Origin of the sequence: Novosphingobium rosa NBRC 15208 (assembly GCF_001598555.1) — a bacterium.
In the GTDB taxonomy this organism is placed as follows: Bacteria; Pseudomonadota; Alphaproteobacteria; order Sphingomonadales; family Sphingomonadaceae; genus Novosphingobium; species Novosphingobium rosa.
The window spans coordinates 31414-50791 of record NZ_BCZE01000010.1 but is presented as its reverse complement, the minus strand read 5'-3'; the positions used below and the strand labels follow the sequence as shown (position 1 = coordinate 50791).

12 protein-coding genes are annotated in these 19378 nt (G+C 67.1%); 7 read left to right on the top strand and 5 right to left on the bottom strand.

The window, feature by feature from the left end:
• Positions 1 to 2 precede the first annotated feature (2 nt).
• The 6 genes from SR3_RS04695 to purQ all read left to right on the top strand — a co-directional run bounded on the left by SR3_RS04695 (position 3) and on the right by purQ (position 9928).
• Positions 3 to 2909 carry a M16 family metallopeptidase gene (locus tag SR3_RS04695; protein WP_245653771.1) on the top strand — a complete coding sequence of 969 codons (2907 nt, stop codon included), beginning with the start codon at positions 3 to 5 and terminating at the stop codon, positions 2907 to 2909.
• 185 nt (positions 2910 to 3094) lie between these two features.
• Entirely contained in the window at positions 3095 to 4315 is a 1221-nt protein-coding gene (locus SR3_RS04690; RefSeq protein ID WP_084454931.1) for an efflux RND transporter periplasmic adaptor subunit, read from the top strand.
• Between the two features lie 9 nt (positions 4316 to 4324).
• Positions 4325 to 7486, top strand: a complete 3162-nt coding sequence (locus SR3_RS04685) for an efflux RND transporter permease subunit (RefSeq protein ID WP_084454929.1) — start codon at positions 4325 to 4327, stop codon at positions 7484 to 7486.
• Complete coding sequence (locus tag SR3_RS30410; protein WP_084454927.1) at positions 7483 to 8910, top strand: efflux transporter outer membrane subunit; 1428 nt, start codon at positions 7483 to 7485, stop codon at positions 8908 to 8910. The genes SR3_RS04685 and SR3_RS30410 overlap by 4 nt, the downstream gene beginning before the upstream one ends.
• Positions 8911 to 9017: 107 nt before the next feature.
• Positions 9018 to 9254 carry a phosphoribosylformylglycinamidine synthase subunit PurS gene (gene purS / locus SR3_RS04675; RefSeq protein ID WP_068081464.1) on the top strand — a complete coding sequence of 79 codons (237 nt, stop codon included), beginning with the start codon at positions 9018 to 9020 and terminating at the stop codon, positions 9252 to 9254.
• Positions 9251 to 9928, top strand: a complete 678-nt coding sequence (gene purQ / locus SR3_RS04670; protein ID WP_068081462.1) for a phosphoribosylformylglycinamidine synthase subunit PurQ — start codon at positions 9251 to 9253, stop codon at positions 9926 to 9928. Before purS ends, purQ begins: the two co-directional genes overlap by 4 nt.
• A 282-nt stretch (positions 9929 to 10210) precedes the next feature.
• On the opposite strand, the gene SR3_RS04665 is transcribed toward purQ, so the two are convergent.
• Positions 10211 to 12496, bottom strand: a complete 2286-nt coding sequence (locus SR3_RS04665; RefSeq protein ID WP_068081459.1) for a putative bifunctional diguanylate cyclase/phosphodiesterase — start codon at positions 12494 to 12496, stop codon at positions 10211 to 10213.
• A 224-nt stretch (positions 12497 to 12720) separates the two neighbouring features.
• Between SR3_RS04665 and SR3_RS04660 the strand changes: the two genes are divergently transcribed.
• Positions 12721 to 13530: a hypothetical protein gene (locus tag SR3_RS04660; protein ID WP_068081455.1), complete on the top strand. Its 810-nt coding sequence runs from the start codon at positions 12721 to 12723 to the stop codon at positions 13528 to 13530.
• A 5-nt stretch (positions 13531 to 13535) separates the two neighbouring features.
• Here the strand turns inward: SR3_RS04660 and SR3_RS04655 are convergent, their stop codons facing one another.
• The 4 genes from SR3_RS04655 to SR3_RS04640 are packed head-to-tail and all read right to left on the bottom strand — an operon-like array spanning position 13536 to position 19375.
• Complete coding sequence (locus SR3_RS04655) at positions 13536 to 13868, bottom strand: DUF2322 family protein (protein ID WP_068081452.1); 333 nt, start codon at positions 13866 to 13868, stop codon at positions 13536 to 13538.
• A 58-nt stretch (positions 13869 to 13926) separates the two neighbouring features.
• Entirely contained in the window at positions 13927 to 15915 is a 1989-nt protein-coding gene (locus SR3_RS04650) for a hypothetical protein (RefSeq protein ID WP_157098630.1), read from the bottom strand.
• Positions 15912 to 17039, bottom strand: a complete 1128-nt coding sequence (locus tag SR3_RS04645; protein WP_068081446.1) for a VWA domain-containing protein — start codon at positions 17037 to 17039, stop codon at positions 15912 to 15914. The genes SR3_RS04650 and SR3_RS04645 overlap by 4 nt, the downstream gene beginning before the upstream one ends.
• Positions 17036 to 19375 carry a DUF5682 family protein gene (locus tag SR3_RS04640; RefSeq protein WP_068081444.1) on the bottom strand — a complete coding sequence of 780 codons (2340 nt, stop codon included), beginning with the start codon at positions 19373 to 19375 and terminating at the stop codon, positions 17036 to 17038. Before SR3_RS04640 ends, SR3_RS04645 begins: the two co-directional genes overlap by 4 nt.
• Positions 19376 to 19378: the final 3 nt, after the last annotated feature.

Below are 19378 nucleotides of genomic sequence, written 5' to 3'. Positions count from 1 at the left end.
TCTTGCCTCTGACGCTTTCGCGCCGTTCGATGAAAAGCCTGCTGCTGGCCGCTTGCGCCGGCAGCATGGTGCTTGCCCCTCTGGCAGCGGCCAAGCCCGCGCCGGCAAGGCACGCGACAGGCGCGAAAGCCAAAGAGGCCTCAGCCTCGAAGCCCGTCTGGGCCTTTGAAAAAAGCGACGTGCCGCTCGATCCGGCGTGGCGCTTCGGGCGCCTGCCCAGCGGCATGCGCTACATCATCCGCCCCAACACCACCCCCAAAGGCGAGGTGATGGTGCGCATGGAGGTCGCCGCCGGATCGCTCGACGAAAGCGATGCCGAGCGTGGCTATGCCCATTATGTCGAGCATATGGCCTTTCAGGGCTCGACCCATGTGCCCTCGGGCGAGATGATCCGCCTGCTGGAGCGGCTGGGTCTGGCCTTCGGCGCGGACACCAACGCCCAGACCTCCTTCGATCACACCACCTATCAGCTCGATCTGCCGCGCAACGATCCCCAGCTGATCGATACGGCGCTGATGCTGATGCGCGAAACCGCCAGCGAACTGACGTTCCCCGCCGCGCAAACCACCCGCGAGCGCGGCGTGGTGCTGGCCGAAAAGCGTGACCGCAACAGCTGGTCCTACCGCGCGCTGGAAAACCGGCTGAACTTTATCGCCCCGGGCGCGCGCTATGTGGCGCGCATGCCCATCGGCGTGACGCCAACGCTGGACGCCGCCACGCCCGATACGCTGCGCGCCTTCTGGGCCCGCAATTACGTGCCCGCCAAGACCACCATCATCGTGATCGGCGACATCGATCCCGCTGCCGTGGAAGCCGCCATCAAGGCCCATTTCGCAACGTGGAAGGCCAAGCCCTCGCCCGCTGCGGCCAAGGCCGGGCCGATCGATCTGGCCAATAAGGGCCATGCCTCGATCTATCTCGATCCCGCCAGCCCGGAGCGGATCGACATCACCGCCGAAGGCCCATGGCTGAAAGAGCCCGACACGCAGGCCCAGCGCGATCTCGATACGCTGCGCTCCATCGGGTATGGCATCATCCAGCGGCGTCTGCAGCGGCAGGCCACGCAGGCCCATCCGCCCTTCCGTGGCGCCAGCTTCGGCACGTCGGATATGCTGAAAGCCGGGCGCAACACCTATCTTTCGGTCGAAACCGATGTCGGCGGATGGCATAAGGGGTTGATCGCGGCCACCGCCACCTTGCGCCGCGCGCTCGACAGGGGCTTTACGCAAGCCGAGGTGGCCGAGCATATCGCCAACCTCAAGACCAATGCCGAACATGCCGCCGCCGCGCAGGACACGCGCAGCAACGGCGTGCTGCTGAACAATGCCTTCGGCCTGCTGCGCGAGGAGGCGGTGCCCTCCACGCCCGCCGCCACGCTGGCGCGCATCCAGAAGCTGATCCCGCATATCACGCCCCAAAGCGTTCTGGCGGCGCTGAAAACCGAAACCGTGCCCCTGACCGAACCGCTGATCCGCTTCGAGGGCCCCAAGGCCCCCGAGGGCGGCGAGGCAGCCCTGCGCGCGGCATGGGATGAAGGGGTCAAGGCCGCCCTGCCCGAAGAGGCTCAGCAGGCCGAAGTGCCCTTCGCCTACACCGATTTCGGCCCGGCCGGCACAGTGGCGGAAGACCATCGCGAGCCGGACCGCGGCATTCGCGAAATCCGCTTCGCCAATGGCGTGCGGCTGAACATCAAGCACACCGATCTGGCCAAGGATCAGGTGATGGTGGCGATGTCGCTCGATGGCGGCACGATGCTCAACAGCAAGGCCGATCCGCTGGCCGTCATCATGACCCAGGTGCTGGGCAATGGCGGCCTTGGCAAGCACAGCCGCGAGGATCTGCGCAGCATGCTGGCCGGGCACTCCTATAGCCTTGGCCTGACCAATGGCGGCGATACCTTCATCAGCTCGGCGGGCGTGCTGCCCGCCGACCTCGATCTGCAGATGGAGCTGATGGCCGCCCTGCTCACCGATCCGGGCTATCGGCCCGAGGGCGAGGAGCCCTTCCGCCAGTCGATCGACACCATGTTCGCGCAGAGCCGCTCCACGCCCGGCGCCGCGCTGGTCTCGCAATTGGGCGGTATTCTCTCCGATGGCGATCCGCGCTTCACCCGCCAGCCGATCGAGGCCTATCGCGCCCAGAATTTCGCCCGGCTGAAAGCCACCATCTCGGACCGCCTCGCCCATGGCGCCATCGAGATCGGCATTGTCGGCGATGTGAATGAGGACAAGGCCATCGCCTCGGTCGCGCACACTTTGGGCGCTTTGCCGGTGCGAGAGGCCGGTTTCCAGCCCTATGCCGAGCGCCGCACAAGGCCCTTCACCGCCAACCACACCTTGCGGATCGTGCGCCATGCCGGGGCCAAGGACCAGTCGCTGGTCTATCTCGTCTGGCTGACCCGCGATGACAGCGACCCGCAGGAAAAGCAGGTGCTCAACATGCTGGAGCGGGTGGTCCGCATCCAGCTGACAGAGACCCTGCGCCAGAAGCTGGGCAAGGCCTATTCGCCCGGCTCCAGCAGCGAGAACTCACGCATCTACAAGGGCTTCGGCCTGTTCACCATCAATGCCTCGGTGGATGTGAAGGATCTGGGCGCCACCCGCGCCGCCATCCGCGAGACGCTCGAAGCATTGCGCGATCATGGCGTCAGTCAGGATGTGTTCCAGCGCGCCCGCGCTCCGCTGGCCGAAAGTTTCGACAATGCGCTGAAAAGCAACGCCGGCTGGATGGGCATGACCATGCGCGCCCAGAGCGAACCCGACCATATCGAGCGCAATCTGCACGCCAAGGAAAGGCTGATGGCCGTCACCCCGGCGCAGGTGCAGGCGGCGGCGCAACGCTATCTGACCGATGCCGCCGCCGTAGAATCGGTGGTGCTGCCCGATGCAGTCGATCTGCCCAGGCCGTAAGCGGCAATCGGGCTCAAAGCGCTCATTTTTCGCCCTATAAACGGCCGGGAGATCGGGTGATTTATATGGCGTTTTTAAGATTGCCGGGGACGGGCTGGGTCGCCCGGTAACAAATTGTCACGATCCCGCCAAGTGCGCGGCTCACCACCTTGACTTGCCCCCCGCCTTCGCCCGAAGAGCCGTTCATGAGCCGTACAGTTTCCTCCCCCGCGCTGGCCCAGCGCCAGCCCCTTTTGCCTGCCCCCCGCGTGCGTGTCGCCATCACGCTGCTGCTGGCGGGCAGCCTTGGCCTTGCCGCCTGTTCTGGCAAGGGCAAGAACAAGGAGAGGGGCCCCGCCGAGGTCGGCTATTGGGTCGCCACGGAAAGCACCGTGCCGCTGGAGGTGGAGCTGCCCGGCCGCACCGCGCCCTATCGCGTCTCGCAGGTGCGCCCGCAGGTTTCCGGCCTGATCGAGAAGCGCCTGTTCGAGGAAGGCGCGATGGTGAAGGCCGGGCAACCGCTCTATCGCATCGATCCCAGCCTGTACCGCGCGGCGGCCAATCAGGCGCAGGCCAATCTCACCAGCGCGCAGGCCAGCGCCGAAGCGGCGAAGATCAAGGCCGACCGCTACAAGCCGCTGGCCGCCAGTCAGGCCGTCTCGCAGCAGGATTACACCGATGCCGCCGCCACCGCGCGCACGGCGGCGGCCAGCGTGATGCAGACCCGCGCCGCACTGGAAACCGCGCGCATCAACCTGCATTACACCACCGTCCCCGCGCCCCTGACGGGCCGCATCAGCCGCTCGGCCTTCACCGATGGCGCGCTGGTGACGGCCAATCAGGCCGATGCGCTGGCCACCATCGCCGTGCTCGATCCGATCTATGTCGACATCCAGCAGAATGCGGCGGATATGATGAAGCTGCGTCAGGCGCTGGCCGATGGCGGCGCGCAGGCCCGCGAGCCAGACGTCAAACTGCGGCTGGATGACGGCAAGGATTATGCCCTGCCGGGCAAGCTGGAATTCTCCGAAGTCACGGTGGATTCGGCCACCGGCACGGTGACGCTGCGCGCGCGCTTCCCCAATCCCAAGGGGCTGTTGCTGCCGGGCCTCTTCGTGCGGGCACGCCTGAGCCAGGCGGTGCAGACGCGGGTGATCCTCGTGCCGCAGGGCGCGGTCAGCCGCGATGCGCGGGGCACCGCCACGGTCTATGTCGTGGGTCAGGGCAACAAGGCGGAGATGCGTCAGGTCACCGCCGTGCGCACCGTGGGCGACACATGGGTGGTCACCGACGGCATCAAGCCGGGCGACAAGGTCATCACGCAAGGCCTTGGCCTGCTGCGCCCCAATGGCGCGGTCAAGCCGGTGCCGGAAAACAGCGCCCAAGGTTACAAGCTGGACAAAAACGGCGCCCAGAGCGCGAAATAAGGCTGATCCATGTCGCGTATTTTCATCGATCGGCCGATTTTCGCCTGGGTGATCGCCATCATCACCATGATGATCGGCGTGGGCGCGCTGCTGAGCCTGCCCGTCCAGCAATTTCCGGACATCGCCCCGCCTCAGGTCAACGTCAACGCCACCTATCCGGGCGCCTCTGCGGCCACGCTGGAAAGCAGCGTGACGCAGGTGATCGAGCAGCAGCTGACCGGCATCGACGGGCTGCTCTATTTCAGCTCGACCTCCAGCTCCGCGGGCACGGTGCAGATCAATGCCACCTTCGTGAAGGGCACCAACCCCGACATCGCGCAGGTGCAGGTGCAGAACAAGGTGCAGCAGGCGCTCACCCGCCTGCCCGCGCAGGTGCAGCAGCAGGGCGTGCGCGTGACGAAGTCCAACCCGGACTTCCTGATGATCGCCGCCTTCTACGACACCTATGACAAGTCGACCAACATCGACGTCTCCGACTTCATGGTCAGCCATATGCAGGAGACCATCGGGCGCATTCAGGGCGTGGGCCAGACGCAGGTCTATGGCTCGCAATATGCGATGCGCATCTGGCTCGATCCCAACAAGCTGGCCAGCTATCAGCTGATGCCCAGCGACATCACCAGCGCCATCACCGCCCAGAACGCCGAAGTGGCGGCGGGCGAGATCGGCGCGGTGCCCAGCCCGGCGGGCCAGATGCTGGACGCCACGGTGACGGCGCAATCACGCCTGCAGACGCCGGACCAGTTCGCCCAGATCGTGGTGAAGACGCAGGCCAATGGCGCCAATGTGCTGCTGAAAGACGTGGCCCGCATCGAGCTTGGCGCGGAAAGCTATGGCGTGGTCAGCCGCGTCAACGGCCATCCCGGCGCGGCGCTGGCGGTTTCGCTCTCGCCGGGCGCGGACGCGCTGGCCACCGCCGAACTGGTCAAGGCCGAGTTCGAGCGGCAGAAGCTGCCGCCCGGCTATGCCTATGCCTTCGCGAACGATTCCACCCGCTTCATCACCAAATCGGTGCATGACGTGGTGGAAACGCTGGTCGAGGCCATCGTGCTGGTCGTGATCGTGATGTTCATCTTCCTGCAGAGCTGGCGCGCCACGCTGATCCCGGCCATCGCCGTGCCGGTGGTGCTGCTGGGCACCTTCGGGGTGTTTGCCGCCTTCGGCTATTCGATCAACACGTTGACGCTCTTCGGCATGGTGCTGGCCATCGGCCTGCTGGTCGACGACGCCATCGTGGTGGTGGAAAATGTCGAGCGGCTGATGCACGAAAACCCCGGCATGAGCCCGCGTGACGCCACCATCGAATCGATGAAGGAAATCTCGGTCGCGCTGGTCGCCATCGCGCTGGTGCTTTCCGCCGTGTTCCTGCCGATGGCCTTTTTCGGCGGCTCGACCGGCGTGATCTATCGCCAGTTCTCGCTCACCATCGTGGCGGCCATGGCGCTGTCGGTGATGGTGGCGCTGATCCTCTCGCCCGCGCTGACCGCCACGCTGCTCAAGCGGCCCGAGGATGAGGATGAAACCAGTCTGGTCGGCCGCGCCAGCCACTGGATGCGCGAGAAGTTCGAGAAGTACTTCGGCAAGCTGGTGAACTGGTATTATCCGCGCGCGGAACGCGTGGCCAAGAAGAAGCGTTTGCCCTTGATCTCCTATGTGGCGATGCTGGTGCTGCTGGCCTTCCTGTTCACCCGCCTGCCCACCGGCTTCCTGCCCAATGAGGATCAGGGTTTTGGCCAGCTCAGCCTCCAGCTGCCCTCCGGCGCGACCATCGAACGCACCCAGCAGGCGCAACTCGCGATCGAGAAATACTTCCTCGAACATGAGCCCAAGAACGTCGACACCGTGCTCACCGTGGCGGGCGGCGGCAGCGGCGGCAACGGCCAGAACGCGGGCCGCGGCTTTATCTCGATGACCGATTGGGACGACCGCCCCGGCGACCAGAACACCGCCGAGGCCATCACCAACCGCGCCACCAGGGCCCTGACCGGCTTTCGCGATATCGAATTCTATGCACTGCAGCCCCCCATCGTGCGCGGGCTGGGGCAGGCCACCGGCTTTCAGGCCGAGCTGCAGAACACCGGCGGCCTCTCACGCGAGGATTTCGCCAAGGTGCGGGATCAGGTGCTGGCCGATTGCCGCGCCGACAAGCGCCTCGCCAATGTCCGCCTGACCAGCCTGCCCGATCAGCCCACGCTCAAGATCGACACCGATACGCAGAAGCTGCAGGCGCTGGGCATCACGGCGGCCAATGTGAACAACACGCTGACCACCGCCTGGGGCGGCAGCTATGTCAATGATTTCGTCGATCGCGGGCGCGTGAAGCGCGTCTATGTGATGGGCGACGGGCCCTTCCGCTCGCGCCCCGAGGATCTGGCCAACTGGCATGTGCGCGGCGCTGACGGGCAGATGGTGCCCTTCTCCACCTTCGCCTCGGCCAGCTGGGGCAAGGCGCCGACCTCGCTGCTGCGCTTCAACGCCATTTCGAACTATGAGTTCTCGGGCCAGCCCGCAGCCGGCTATTCCTCGGGCGATGCGATGAACACCTTCCAGGAAATCGCCGACAAATATCCCGGTGTCGGCGTGGCATGGTCGGGCACATCCTATCAGGAACGGCTGGCGGGCGGGCAGGCGCCGATCCTCTATGGCGTGTCGCTGATCGTGGTCTTCCTGTGCCTTGCCGCGCTTTATGAAAGCTGGAGCGTGCCGGTGGCCGTACTGCTGGTGATCCCGCTGGGTCTGGTGGGCGCCATCGCCATGGTGACGCTGCGCGGGCTGGAAAATGACGTCTATCTGCAGATCGGCCTCACCACCACCATGGGTCTGGCGGCGAAAAACGCGATCCTCATGATCGAATTCGCCGAAGCCGAAGTCCACAAGGGCAAGGGCATTCTGGAGGCGGCGCTCAATTCGGCGCGTATCCGCCTGCGCCCGATCCTGATGACCAGCTGCGCCTTCATCTTCGGCGTGCTGCCGCTGGCGCTGGCCCATGGCGCGGGCGCCAATGCGCGCATCGCCATCGGCACCGCCGTGATCGGCGGCATGCTGACGGCGACGGTGCTGGCGGTGTTCTTCATCCCGCTGTTCTTCGTGCTGATCCGCCTGACGCTCAAGGAGCAGTGGGACAAGTGGACCCGCAAGAAGGGCGGCAACGCGCAGGAGGCGCAGGCATGAGCCGCCTGCCCGTCCTTCTGGCTCTGGCAAGCGTGCTGGCTGCCGGCGCCGCGCAGGCCGCGCCCAAATCGGATGGCCCCCTGCCGATCCCGGCGCAGTTCCCCACCGGCCCGGCCTATGCCGCGCCCGGCGTGGACCAGACGCCCACCTATGCCTATCGCGATGTGCTGGCCGATCCGCGCCTCGTCATCCTGATCGAGCAGGGGCTGGTGCACAATCAGGATATTGCTCAGGCCGTGGCCAATGTGCAGGCGGCGCAGGCGCAGTTCCGCATCGCCCGCTCCGCGCTGTTCCCCGAACTGGACGCCAGCGCGGGCTGGACCCATTCGGGTGGCGACCGCGCTCTGGGGATTTCCAGCAGCGCCAAGGGCGACGCCTTCAACGCTCAGGGCGTGGTCTCCTCCTACGAACTCGACCTTTTCGGGCGGCTGCGCGATCTGACGGCGGCGGCCCGCGCCTCTTATCTCGGCACACAGGCGGCGGCGCGCAGCGCGCGGCTTTCGGTGGTCTCCAGCATCGCGACAGGCTGGCTGGCCTATGCCGCCGACACCAGCCTGCTCAAGCTGGCGCGCGACACGCAGACCGCCGCCAGCAACAGCGTGAAGCTGACGAAAAAGCGCGTCGATGGCGGCGTGGCGCCGCTGGGCGACCTGCGCAAGGCCGAAATCACCCTGCGTCAGGCCGAGGCCGACATCGCCAGCCAGACCAACTTTCAGGCCGCCGATCTCAACGCCCTGCGGCTGCTGGTGGGCGACAACATCGACCCAGCCAACCTGCCGACCAGCCTCACCGACGCCAACCTCCATCTGGCGACGATCCCCACGGGTCTTTCCTCGAACATCCTGCTGCGCCGCCCCGATGTGATGCAGGCTGAGGACGCGCTGGAAGCCGCCAAGGGCAATGCCGCCGCCGCGCGCGCCGCGCTCTTCCCCAGGATCACGCTGACCGGCCTGCTGGGCACCGCCAGTTCAGCGCTGGCCAGCATGTTCACCGGCGGCACCTTCGCCTGGGCCGGCGGCGCGACGCTGAGCTATCCCATCTTCAAGGCCGGCGCCGCCAAGGCCACCGCCCGCCAGGCCGAAGCGCAGCAGCAAGCCTCGCTCGCCGCCTATCGCAAGGCGGTGCAATCGGCCTTCTCCGACGTCGCCAATGTGCTGGCCCGGCGGGGCACCATCGCCGACCAGCTTGAGGCCAGCACGGCCGCGCGCGATGCGGCAGCAGACAACTTCCGTCTCTCCACCCAGCGCTACCAAGGCGGGATCGACACCTACCTCGATGTGCTGACCGCCCAGCAGACGCTCTACACCTCGGAAAAGACGTTGATCGCCACGGTGCTGGCCGATGGATCGAACCGCGTTTCGCTCTACCGGGCCCTTGGCGGAGACCGTCTGGACGGCGCCGCCGCACCTCGCAACGGCGGCTGATCGGCTGAAAAGGGGCAGGTGGCCTACCCTGCCCCTTGGCTTTTGCGCTTTTCGGGGCCATAGGGGCCGCGATTCCTACTTCCGCCCAGCAGAAAGGCCCAGCCCCCATGAAAGTGCGCGTTTTCGTCAGCCTCAAGAACGGCGTGCTCGATCCGCAGGGCCGCGCCATCCATCACGCCATCGAGGGCCTCGGCTTCTCGGGCGTTTCGGACGTGCGCGCCGGTCGTCTGATCGAGCTGGAAGTCGATGACAGCGTCACCGACGCAGCTCTGGACGAGATGGCCCAGAAGCTGCTCGCCAATCAGGTGATCGAGAACTACCGCGTCGAAAGGGTCGCCGCATGACCTTCCGCGCTGCCGTCATCACCTTCCCCGGCTCGAACTGCGACCGCGACATGGCGGTGGCGATCGAGAACGTCTGCGGCGGCGAGGTCCATCGCGTGTGGCACGGCGATGCCGCCCTGCCCGAAGGCCTTGATTTCATCGCCCTGCCCGGCGGCTTTTCCTATGGCGACTATCTGCGCAGCGGCGCCATGGCCGCCCGCAGCCCCGTGATGCAGGCCGTTGTCGCCGCCGCCAACAAGGGCGTGGCCGTCCTTGGCGTGTGCAACGGCTTCCAGGTGCTGACCGAGGCCGGCCTGCTGCCCGGCGCGCTGATGCGCAACGCCGGCATCCGCTTCGTCTGCCGCGAGGTGGCGCTGAACGTCGAGAACAACGACTCGCTGTTCACCAGCCGCTACTTCAAGGACCAGCGCATCACCATCCCCGTGGCCCATCACGACGGCAACTTCTTCGCCGACGACGCCACGCTGGACCGCATCGAGGGCGAAGGCCGCGTGGCCTTCCGCTACGCCGAAGAGGTCAACGGCTCGGCGCGCAACATCGCGGGCGTGCTGAACGAAAAGGGCAATGTGCTGGGCATGATGCCCCACCCCGAGCGCCATATCGAAAAGGCGCAGGGCGGCATCGATGGCCGCGCGCTGTTCGAGAGCGTGGTGCGGACTTTGGTTTCGGCCTGAGGCCTGAGGTTTCTCGGTTTTACCGGATTGAAGGGCGGCGTGGCTTCGGCTTCGCCGCCTTTTCTTTCAAGGGGTTGAAGAGAAGATGCGAGGGCCATCGCCCTCGCGCTCCCTTTAATGTCTACCTCGTGCCACGGGTTCGGCCTTAGAGCAACGTCGCAGCGCCGCAGGCATGAAAGCCTCCAGCGGTGGGACGTTTGCGCTTCGATCCGGCCTAGCGCTCCATCCGTGTCGGGAGACGTAACGGGGGTGCAGGGGGCGATGGCCCCCTGCTTAAATCCCTTAAGCCTGCTTCTGCCTTGCAAACAGCCGATCAATCGCGCTGCTGTCCATCGGGCGGCCAAAGTAATAGCCCTGCACCCGCGTACAGCCCAGATCCCGCATCAGCGCCAGTTCCTCGGCGGTTTCCACGCCTTCCGCGATGCTGGCCATCTCCAGCCCATGGGTCATCGCCACGATGGCGCGCACCGTGGCGAGGCTTTCCTGATGGCCCGCCAGCGCGCCTTTCACAAAGCCCCGGTCGATCTTGATCGCCGAGAAATGCAGCTTGCGCAGATAATCCAGCGAGGCATGGCCAGAGCCGAAATCGTCGAGGCACACGCAGCAGCCCAGCGCCAGCACGCGCTCCAGCACGGCGCGGGCCCTTTCGGCATCGCCTTCGAAGATGCTTTCGGTCACCTCGATCTCCAGCCGCTGCGGCGGCAGGCCCGATGTCGCCAGCACCTGCACCAGCCCCTCGACGAAATCCTGAGCCATCAGCTGCAGCGGCGCGACATTGACCGCCACGCGCACCGGCCCCGTCCAGCGCGCCGCCTCGCGCACGGCGGCAGCCAGCACCCATTGGCCGATGGGCACGATCAGCCCGCAGGCCTCGGCCAGCGGCACGAAGGTGTCGGGGCCGACGAGGCCGCGCTCGGGATGCTGCCAGCGCAGCAGCGCCTCGAAGCCCACCACCCGCTCGCTGACCAGATCGACGACCGGCTGATATTGCAGCACGAAGTCCTCATTTTCGATGGCGCGGCGCAGGGCCTCCTCCTGCTCAAGGCGCTCCTGCGCATCGGCGCGCAGATCGGCGCCATAGGCGACATGCCGCCCGCGCCCGGTCTCCTTGGAGCGATAGAGCGCCATATCGGCATGACGCATCAGATCCTCGACACTGGCGCCATCGCGCGGCCCCACCGCCGAGCCCACGCTCACGCCAATCGACAGCGTATGCCCGCTGACCATAAAGCTGCGCGACAGATCGCGCAAAATGCCGCGCGCGATCTCTCCCAGCCGGATGTCATCGGTGGCGGCGGGCAGCACGACAGCGAATTCGTCGCCGCCCAGACGGCCCACCATCTCGCCCGGCGCCATCAGCGCGGTGAGCCGCTGGCCCACCTGCGCCAGCAGCGCATCGCCCACGGGATGGCCCAGCGTATCGTTCACCGCCTTGAACCGGTCGAGGTCGAGCATCATCAGCGCCCCGCCGCCTGCCGCCAGCGCCGTGGCCAGTGTCTCGGTCAGCATCATGCGGTTGGGCAGGCCGGTCAGCGTGTCATACCGCGCGAGGCGGGCGATGCGCTCGGCGCTTTCCCGCTTTTCGGTGACATCCGAGATCACGCCGTGAAAGCCCTCAAAAGTGCCCGCGCCATCGAAGCGCGGCGCGCCAGACATCTCCCACCAGCGGCGGCGGCCCATCACCAGCACCGGCAGCACCAGACCGGCGAAGCCCTCGCGGTTGCCCAGCCTGCCCGCCAGCTCGATCAGCCCCGAATCGGACGCCTCAAGATCGCCCGAGCCGCTGATGAGATGGAGCAACCCCTGCCCTTCGATCTCGCCGGCGGAGAGCCCCAGCGCATCGGCAAAGCGCCGCCCGGCATCACGCACCCGGTGGCGGGCGTCGCTCTGCCACAGCCAGTCGGCCTCATCCTCGGATTCGCGCAACAGCAGGCTGACGACCTCGTCGCGCTCGGCAATGCTCGCGGCGGTGATGCGCGCGGCAAGGAAGCTGCGGGCCGACTCCATCGTGCCCAGCGCGATGCAGCTGACGAACAGCGCGGCCACGCCAGCCATCGCGTCATAGCCGCCCTGCACGAAGGAACCGATCGCCGCCCCGCCCACGATGGCCGAAAACAGCAGCGTGGCCAGCGGCGCGGTGGGCAGCACCAGCGCGGACACCGTCATCAGCGTGGCCAGCACCGTCCAGATTTCGAAATGGCTGCCCTGCGTGCCCTGCGGCACGAAAAACCACAGCACAGCGGCCCAGACCAGCGCATTGGCGATGATCGCCGTGCCCTGCATGGCGAAACTCGACCGGCGCTCGGCATAGGTCACCAACCCCAGCGAGGCGGCCAGCGCCACCAGCCAGCCAAGCATCGGCGCCCAGCCCAGCTGCTGAGCGTAAAGCGCCAGCACCACGAAGGCGCCGGGGGCCTGGGTCAGCAGCCGGATGCGGGCCACCTTGGTCAGTTGGGCCTGCTGAGCCCCCAGCACATGCGCCGACGTATCATCGCCGCGCCCGGCCAGCCCCAGCACCGACAAAATTCCCAACTCGCCGCTGCCCGCGATTGTCGCTTTACCATTCATCGGCGCGGTATAGGGGGCCAATCCTTGGCACACCGTAAATGCCGCGAGGCTTTTGGTAAGATTTTCGGATGGGCGCAGATCGCACAAAGGGCCAAAAACCCAGAAAAACCGGGAGATTCGCGCAAAGGGCAAGAGGAAGCAAAACGTTAACCAACCTGCCCGATTCGCGCCTTTTCCGCTTCGGCCTGATTGACAAAGGCGCGCAGCCTGCGCCCCATGGACGCATGCCTCACACCGCCCCCGCTCCGACGTTGACGCCCTTCACCCAGGCCATGCCGCAGACCTTCAACACGTTGCTCTGCGACGGGGCGACCGCGCGCGGCATCACCTCTCTCGAAAGCCTGCTCGCTCTGCATGCCACGCTTCAGGCGGAGCGCCCCGATTGTCATGTGATCGCCACGCTCGATGATCTGGAGCAGGCCTGTTACACCTCGGGCCATGGCGCCGATTATCACGGACTGGACGATACCGACGGCCATGATCTGACCGGGCTGTCCCCGGACGCCTATGAGAACGGCCAGCACCGGGGTTATCTCGGCACGCCATCGGAATTTCCAATCCGCCTCGCCAAGCTTCAGCGGATGGCGGCCAAGGTCTCCTTCGCATCGCTGCAAGGACTGCTGCCCTGCGGAGACAGCGCTGAAGGCCATGATCCGGTCAGCATCAATCGCGATCCGGCCTCGGCCCTTGGCATCAAGCCGCACGAGCCGATCCTCTTCCTCTACCCCCCGGTGGCCTGTGCCCCGGACGCCATCGCGGCCTTTCCCAATGGCTATTTTTCCTGCGATCTCAATCCGATGCAGAACCATGCCCTCGCACGCCATCTGGCGGAGAGCTATGGGTTGCTGCTCTTCGGCATCGGCGCGCGCTTGCTGGGCTTCCGCCGCGCCACACCCTTGCCCGCCCCCACGGCACGCAGGCTGGCCGAGGATCTGGCCAGCCTCTACGCCGGGGCGGACTCAGCCATGATCGATGATCTGGCCACCGTGCTGTGGGGCCAGACCCGGATGCTGGTCCGCTACACCGAGGAATAGACCGATCAGGCCGCAATCACCTCGATCTCCAGCGGCGCTGCGCCCTCGACAATCGCCAGCAGGCGGTCGATGTTGGGATGGGCGCCGGGGCGGTTGCGGGCGTCCAGCGTATGTTCGGCAAAAACCAGCAGGCCCTGCTCGGCAGCCTTGGCGTCCAGCGCGCCGAAGGCCTGCTTGAGATACTGATAGACCGCCAGCGAACCCTGCTTGCCCGGCTGATTGGCGATGCTGTCGACCACGGCGCCGTCGCTGCTCACCAGATCGATGCGCGCCACCCCGTCGATGGACGGCAGGGCCGACAGATTATCCTTGAAGCTGGCACCGGGCTGAAACGTCATCGTCAAAAATTCCTGCGTTGATGGGGAGTGGGCCTCTAACAGCTTCCAGCCCCTCGCGCTATCGCAGCAAAGGCAATGCGCAGCGCTGCTGCCGAGCGATAAGCAGGCCGTAGGCGGCACGCAGCAGGCTTTCCGGCTCGACGGCTTGCTGCATGGGAACGGCAAGGCCGGGCAGGCCATAGCTCTCCAGCCGCCGCGCCAGCGCCTCAAGCGTGCTATCGAGTGATCGCGCCACCATCGGGCCCACCTCCGCCCGGTCCAGCAGATGCCGCCATGCGGTTGCCAGCACCACTTGCGTGCCGCTCCGGGGAAAAGGCGCAAACTGCCGCTCGCGCTTCATCTTCAACCGGGCAAGCCAGTCCTGTATCCGGCTCGGGCGCTTGTCATCCGCCCGCCATGGCCGCTGCCACAGCGACAGATCGACCGGATCGCCCGCCCCGAACAGGGTGACGGGCCGCACCTCCAGCCGGTCGCCGACGCGGGCCAGGCGCACCAGCACCATGCCCTTCCAGCCATCACGCAACTGGGTCTCCAGAGCCTCGATGGCGCGGGAGGCCTCCTCATGGTCCAGCGTGAGGCCCAGCCATTGGCCGTTGCGGTCACGCAGAGGCCAGACCAGCTGCTGCGCCAGATCGTCGAAATAGGGCGAGGCCTGCCCCGCGGGATCAATCAGACAGGCCGCCGCGCTGCCCTCGCGGTCCAGCCCCAGCCCGGTCTGGGTGAGCCAGACATCGCGCAACGCGTCCCAATCGCTGACCACGCCGGGCCAGTCCGGATCGGGCCGCACGCCGCGCGCGGTGATGGTCGCCCGCGCCTCCGCCGGAGCCGAGAGCCGCCCGTCCTCGGACAGGCGCGCGCCTTCCAGATCGATGCGGGCATGGGCCAGGGTCGCCAGGGCCTCGGCGTGCCACAAGGGCTGTTCGCGCCACGCCTTGCCGGGGGTGAAGGCCGGATCCTGCCCCGCCCCGCGCGCCAGCGTGGTGGAGAGCCAGCGCCCGGTCCCGGGCTCCACGAACCATGCCGTCACGCCGCGCGCGCCGCTCTCGCCGCGCCATTGCTCACCGCCGCAGCCGACGAGATGGAAGGGCGATGCCGGCGTGAAATCGCGGCGCAGCTTGCCAGCCAGTTGCAGCAGACGCGCCTCATCGGCCTGCCCCAGCGCGCGACACAGGGCAAAGGCGGTGGCCGCCAGTTCCAGCATACGGTCAGGATCGAAGCCGAGGTTGCGTTGCCGTCTCAGCCGCAGTTGCGCCGCAATGGCCCGCAGCATGGCGGAGAGGCGCGGCAGGCTGTCGGCCCGCGAGGAAACCGACAGCTCGAACAGGCTCTCCTCCAGCGGCAGAGGGGCCAGATTGAAGCCCGATGCGGCCACCTCGGTCAGGCTGGTCGCCACGCGGGCCAGAAACGCCGGATCGATCGAAAGTGCTTCGGCATCGCTGACCGCCACGTCCTCCATGGCAGGCAATGCCATGCCGAAATGCCGCCGTGCGGCCAGCACGGCAGCGGCATGCATAGGCTTGACCCGCGCGCCCGAGGCTTTGGACATAATGCCATCGAAGCCTTGCCCGCGCAGGATGCGCACCGGCGCCTCACCCTCGGCGACATGGACCGAGACGGCGTTGGGCGTGGCCTCCACCTGTCCCGCTTCCGCCAGCAGATCGAGCGCCGCCCGCCAGCCCGCCTTGCCCGCCCAGCGTTGCAGCGCCGCCAGATCGAGCGCGGCGATCACCTCCGCCGGATCGCCCGCGGGGGTTTCCTCCGCCGGACCGTCTTCAGCTTCCCGCACAAAAATCACGGCGGCGATGCGGTGCCGGCAGACCGTCACCGCCTTGCAATCACAGGGCGCGGCACGCGGGCCGCGAAGATCCAGCGCCACCTGCTGGCCATCGGCCTCGATCAGGGCGCTGTCGCCCTGGGCGGAGAGCAGGCGCACCTTGCCGCCCTCCACATCCTTGCGGGCGCGGCGCACCAGCCCGGCATTGGCAAGCGTGGCCAGAGCGGCATCGTCGAAACCGGCCAGACTGTCGCGCAGCTTGGTGCCGATCATGCGATCACGCTCCCCACCCATTCGGCGAAGCGGTCCGGCGTCAGCGCGGCGATCTGCATGCCGCAGCCCGCCAGCCTTTCGGCCATGGCGCGGTCATAGACGGGAGCCGCATCGTCGCTGAGCGCGCCCAGCCCCATCAGCGTCACCCGCGCCGAGGCCATGCGGCGCGTGGCCGCCAGCATGCGCGCCACCGATCCGCCCTCCTCGAAATCGCTGATCAGCACGCAGATGGTGCGACTGGGTTGCGTCACCAGAGTTTCGCAATATTCCAGAGCCTTGGCGATATCGGTGCCGCCGCCCAGCTGCACCGACATCAGCACCTCGACCGGATCATGCGCCTCGCTGGACAGGTCAACGATGGAGGTATCGAACAGCACCAGCTTGATCTCCACGGCAGGCAGGGCCGCAAGGATCGAGGCCATCACCGCCGCATAGATGGTGGAGGCCAGCATCGACCCCGACTGATCGACGCAGAGAATGATCGTCCATGGCAGGCGGCGGCGACTGCGGCCATGGAAGCGGAGGCGGTCGGCGATGATCACGCCGCGCTCGGCATCGTAATGTTTCAGATTGTCGCGGATGGTGGCGCGCCAGTCGAAATTCTGCATGCTTTTGAGCTGGCTGCGGCGAAAGCGATTGGGCTTGCCGGACAGGGCCGCCTCCACCCTGGGACGCAGGCGGCGCACGATCTCTTCCACCACCTTGCGCGTCACCTCGCGGATTTTCTCGCGCATGGCCGGGTCCGCGCCGCCCTTGAAGGCGATCAGCGCTTTCAGCAGATCCTTGTTCGGCTCCAGCGCATCGAGGACAGCCGGATCGGAGAGCAGCTCGGCCATGCCCAGATTGTCGATGGCGTGTGCCTGCACCGTCTCATAGACCGATTGCGGGAAGAGATCGCGCAACTCGCCCAGCCAGCCCAGCGGCGTCAACTGGCTGGGATCGAGCGACCCGGCCTGCCCCTTGCCCCGGCGCAGGCCGCGCTTTTCCATCTCGCGCGCATAAAGGTAATCGAGCGCCCGGTCGGTGCGCTGATCGCGGCGATCCATCCCGCTGCCGGGCAGCGCACGTTCGGCATAGCGGCCCAGAGCGAGGCGCCAGCGGCGCAGGCGGGGATCCTCGCTCATGCCAGACCGTCCCGCGCCAGCACCTGCGCCAAGACCTTGTCGAGGGCGAGATTGGCGGCGAGTTCCGCCTCGCCAATATCCAGATGCACCGCCACCTGATCGGCGCGCACGCCGATGCGGGTCGCCACATCCTCGGCCAACCGGTCCACCTCGCGCGGGTCGAGCGGCATCAGGGCAAGGCGCAGATGCGGCAAGAGGGCCATAAACGCGTCCTCATCCAGATCGGCCAGCATGGTGTCGAGCGTGTCGATGATGGCGGGCACGCTCCACAGCAATTCGCGGGCGATGGCGATGATGCCGCCCAGAAAGGCCAGCCTTTCGGCGGGATCGACATAGCCGCTGGCCAGTTCGCCCTTGAGGCGCGTTTCCAGATCGCTGGCCTGCGCCTGCCCGTCGATCAGGGCGAAAGCCGTGACGGCGCCTTCCAGCATGGGCGGCAGATCGCGCAGGCGCAGCTGCGCCAGAGCTTCATCGAACAGCGCCCTGTCCATGGGCGCATCGGACCTTTGCGCCAGTTCGACCAGCCCGCGCAGATCGGCCAGAGCGCCCACCGCGCCGCGCAGCTGCTCGGCGCCGCAATCGGCCAGATCGGGCAGCAGGATCAGCACCCGCCGCCAAGCCGTGGCGATCAGATGGTCGATGGGGCCGGTCTGCGTGATGCCCAGAGTCTCGCGCCCGCGCCGCAGCAGCACCAGATCGGTGAGCGCGGCCACCACGGAGCCCAGTTCGGCATCCTCGATGATGCCGGCCTCGATCACGGCCAGCACCGCCTCGCCCTCTTCTTCCAGACCGGCGCGGCAGGCGGCGGCGAAAAGGTCGATGGCGGCCAGAGCGCTGCGGCCCTTGCCTTGCTCCGACAGTTCGGCAAGCTTGCCCGCCAGCACGAAGGCCAGCGCCTCGGGCAGCGTATCGGCGGCTTCGGAGAGTTCGATCAGCCGCGCCTCGACCAGCGGCGACCAGCTGACCGACCAGACCTCATGCAGGCGGTCCAGCATGGCGCCATGGCGGAAATCCGGCCCGGCGGTGCGCTGGCAGAAGCGCGCCTCGATCAGCGCCATGGCGTGGCAGAACCGGCTGGCGGCGCGGTGGCGCGGCTTGCGATAGATATCGAGCTGGCGGCTGCGGCGCTCGCCATCTTTTACCGCGAAGCCCAGCGCGGCGGCTTGTTGGCGCACCGCCTCCACCAGCGGCGGCGATCCGGCGGAGGCGGGCACATCACCGATGGCATGGCCCGTCAGCCAGTCATGCAGGGTGGTGAGCAGGGGCACGCGCTCGACCGGGATCTCGCCCTTGATGAAGCTGGAGCGGATGGCGTCGATGATGTCGTCGCGCAGGGGAAAGGGCCGCCCGCGCAGCGCGGCGAGGCGCTCGGCCTGCTCCACGGCGTTGGCGATCACCGGGAAGGAGGGCGCTTCGGCCTCGCTGGCGCGCAGATGGGCGGCAAAGCCGGTGATCAGATCAAGCGCCAGATCCTGCCCGTTTCCTGCCTGCCACAAACGGTCGTAAAAACCGGGCAGCGGCAGGCCGGCGCCATAGCCACTCAGCGCATCGAGCTGCCGCATGCCATAGCGGATCAGCCAGGAGCGCCCGGCGTCCTTCTTCGCGGCAAGGGGCTGCGTTTCGGCGGGGGCGAAAAGCGTTTCGGCATGAAAGCCGCCCACCACGGCGATGATCGGCCCCTGCGTGGCGGTGCGGATTTTGGTGAGGATCGCGCGCATCTGCGCCTCGCGCTCCAGCGTGCCATCGGTCTCCATGCGGGCAGGATCGCTGGCGGCGCGGATGCAGGCGCAATATTGCGCGACATCGGTGAAAAAGCTTTGCCAGTCGGGCGTGGCGAGGCGGCTTTCGAACAGATGATCCCACACCTCATTGCCATCGCGGCAGCCCAGTTCGCGGGCCAGAGCCGTGACGTAATCGCCGACATCGAAAGGCTGCTCATCGCTGAGCAGCGAGCGAGGCGCGCCCTCCTCATCGCGCATGGCGCGGGCGGTGGAGGGCAGATCGATGAAATGCGCCGGAATGCCCCGCGCCTTGGCGGCCTGAAGCGCGATCAGTTCGGGACTATGCGCGCAGAAGGGGAAATAGCTCGCCACCCGGCGCACAGGCTGCCCGGCAGGCGCCTCGCACATCGAAACGATGGCCACGGGAGCACGCGTTCGGGGATCGCAGACCAGATCGATCAGCGGGTCGAAATCGCAGGGGCCCTCCACCAGAATGGCGACAGGCTGAACCGCCGCGATCAGCCGTTCCAGATGCGCCGCGCAGGCCGGGCTGTGATGCCGGATCGGCACCACCCACAGATCGCGCGCACCGTCATGAAGCGAGACAGGCTCCACCGT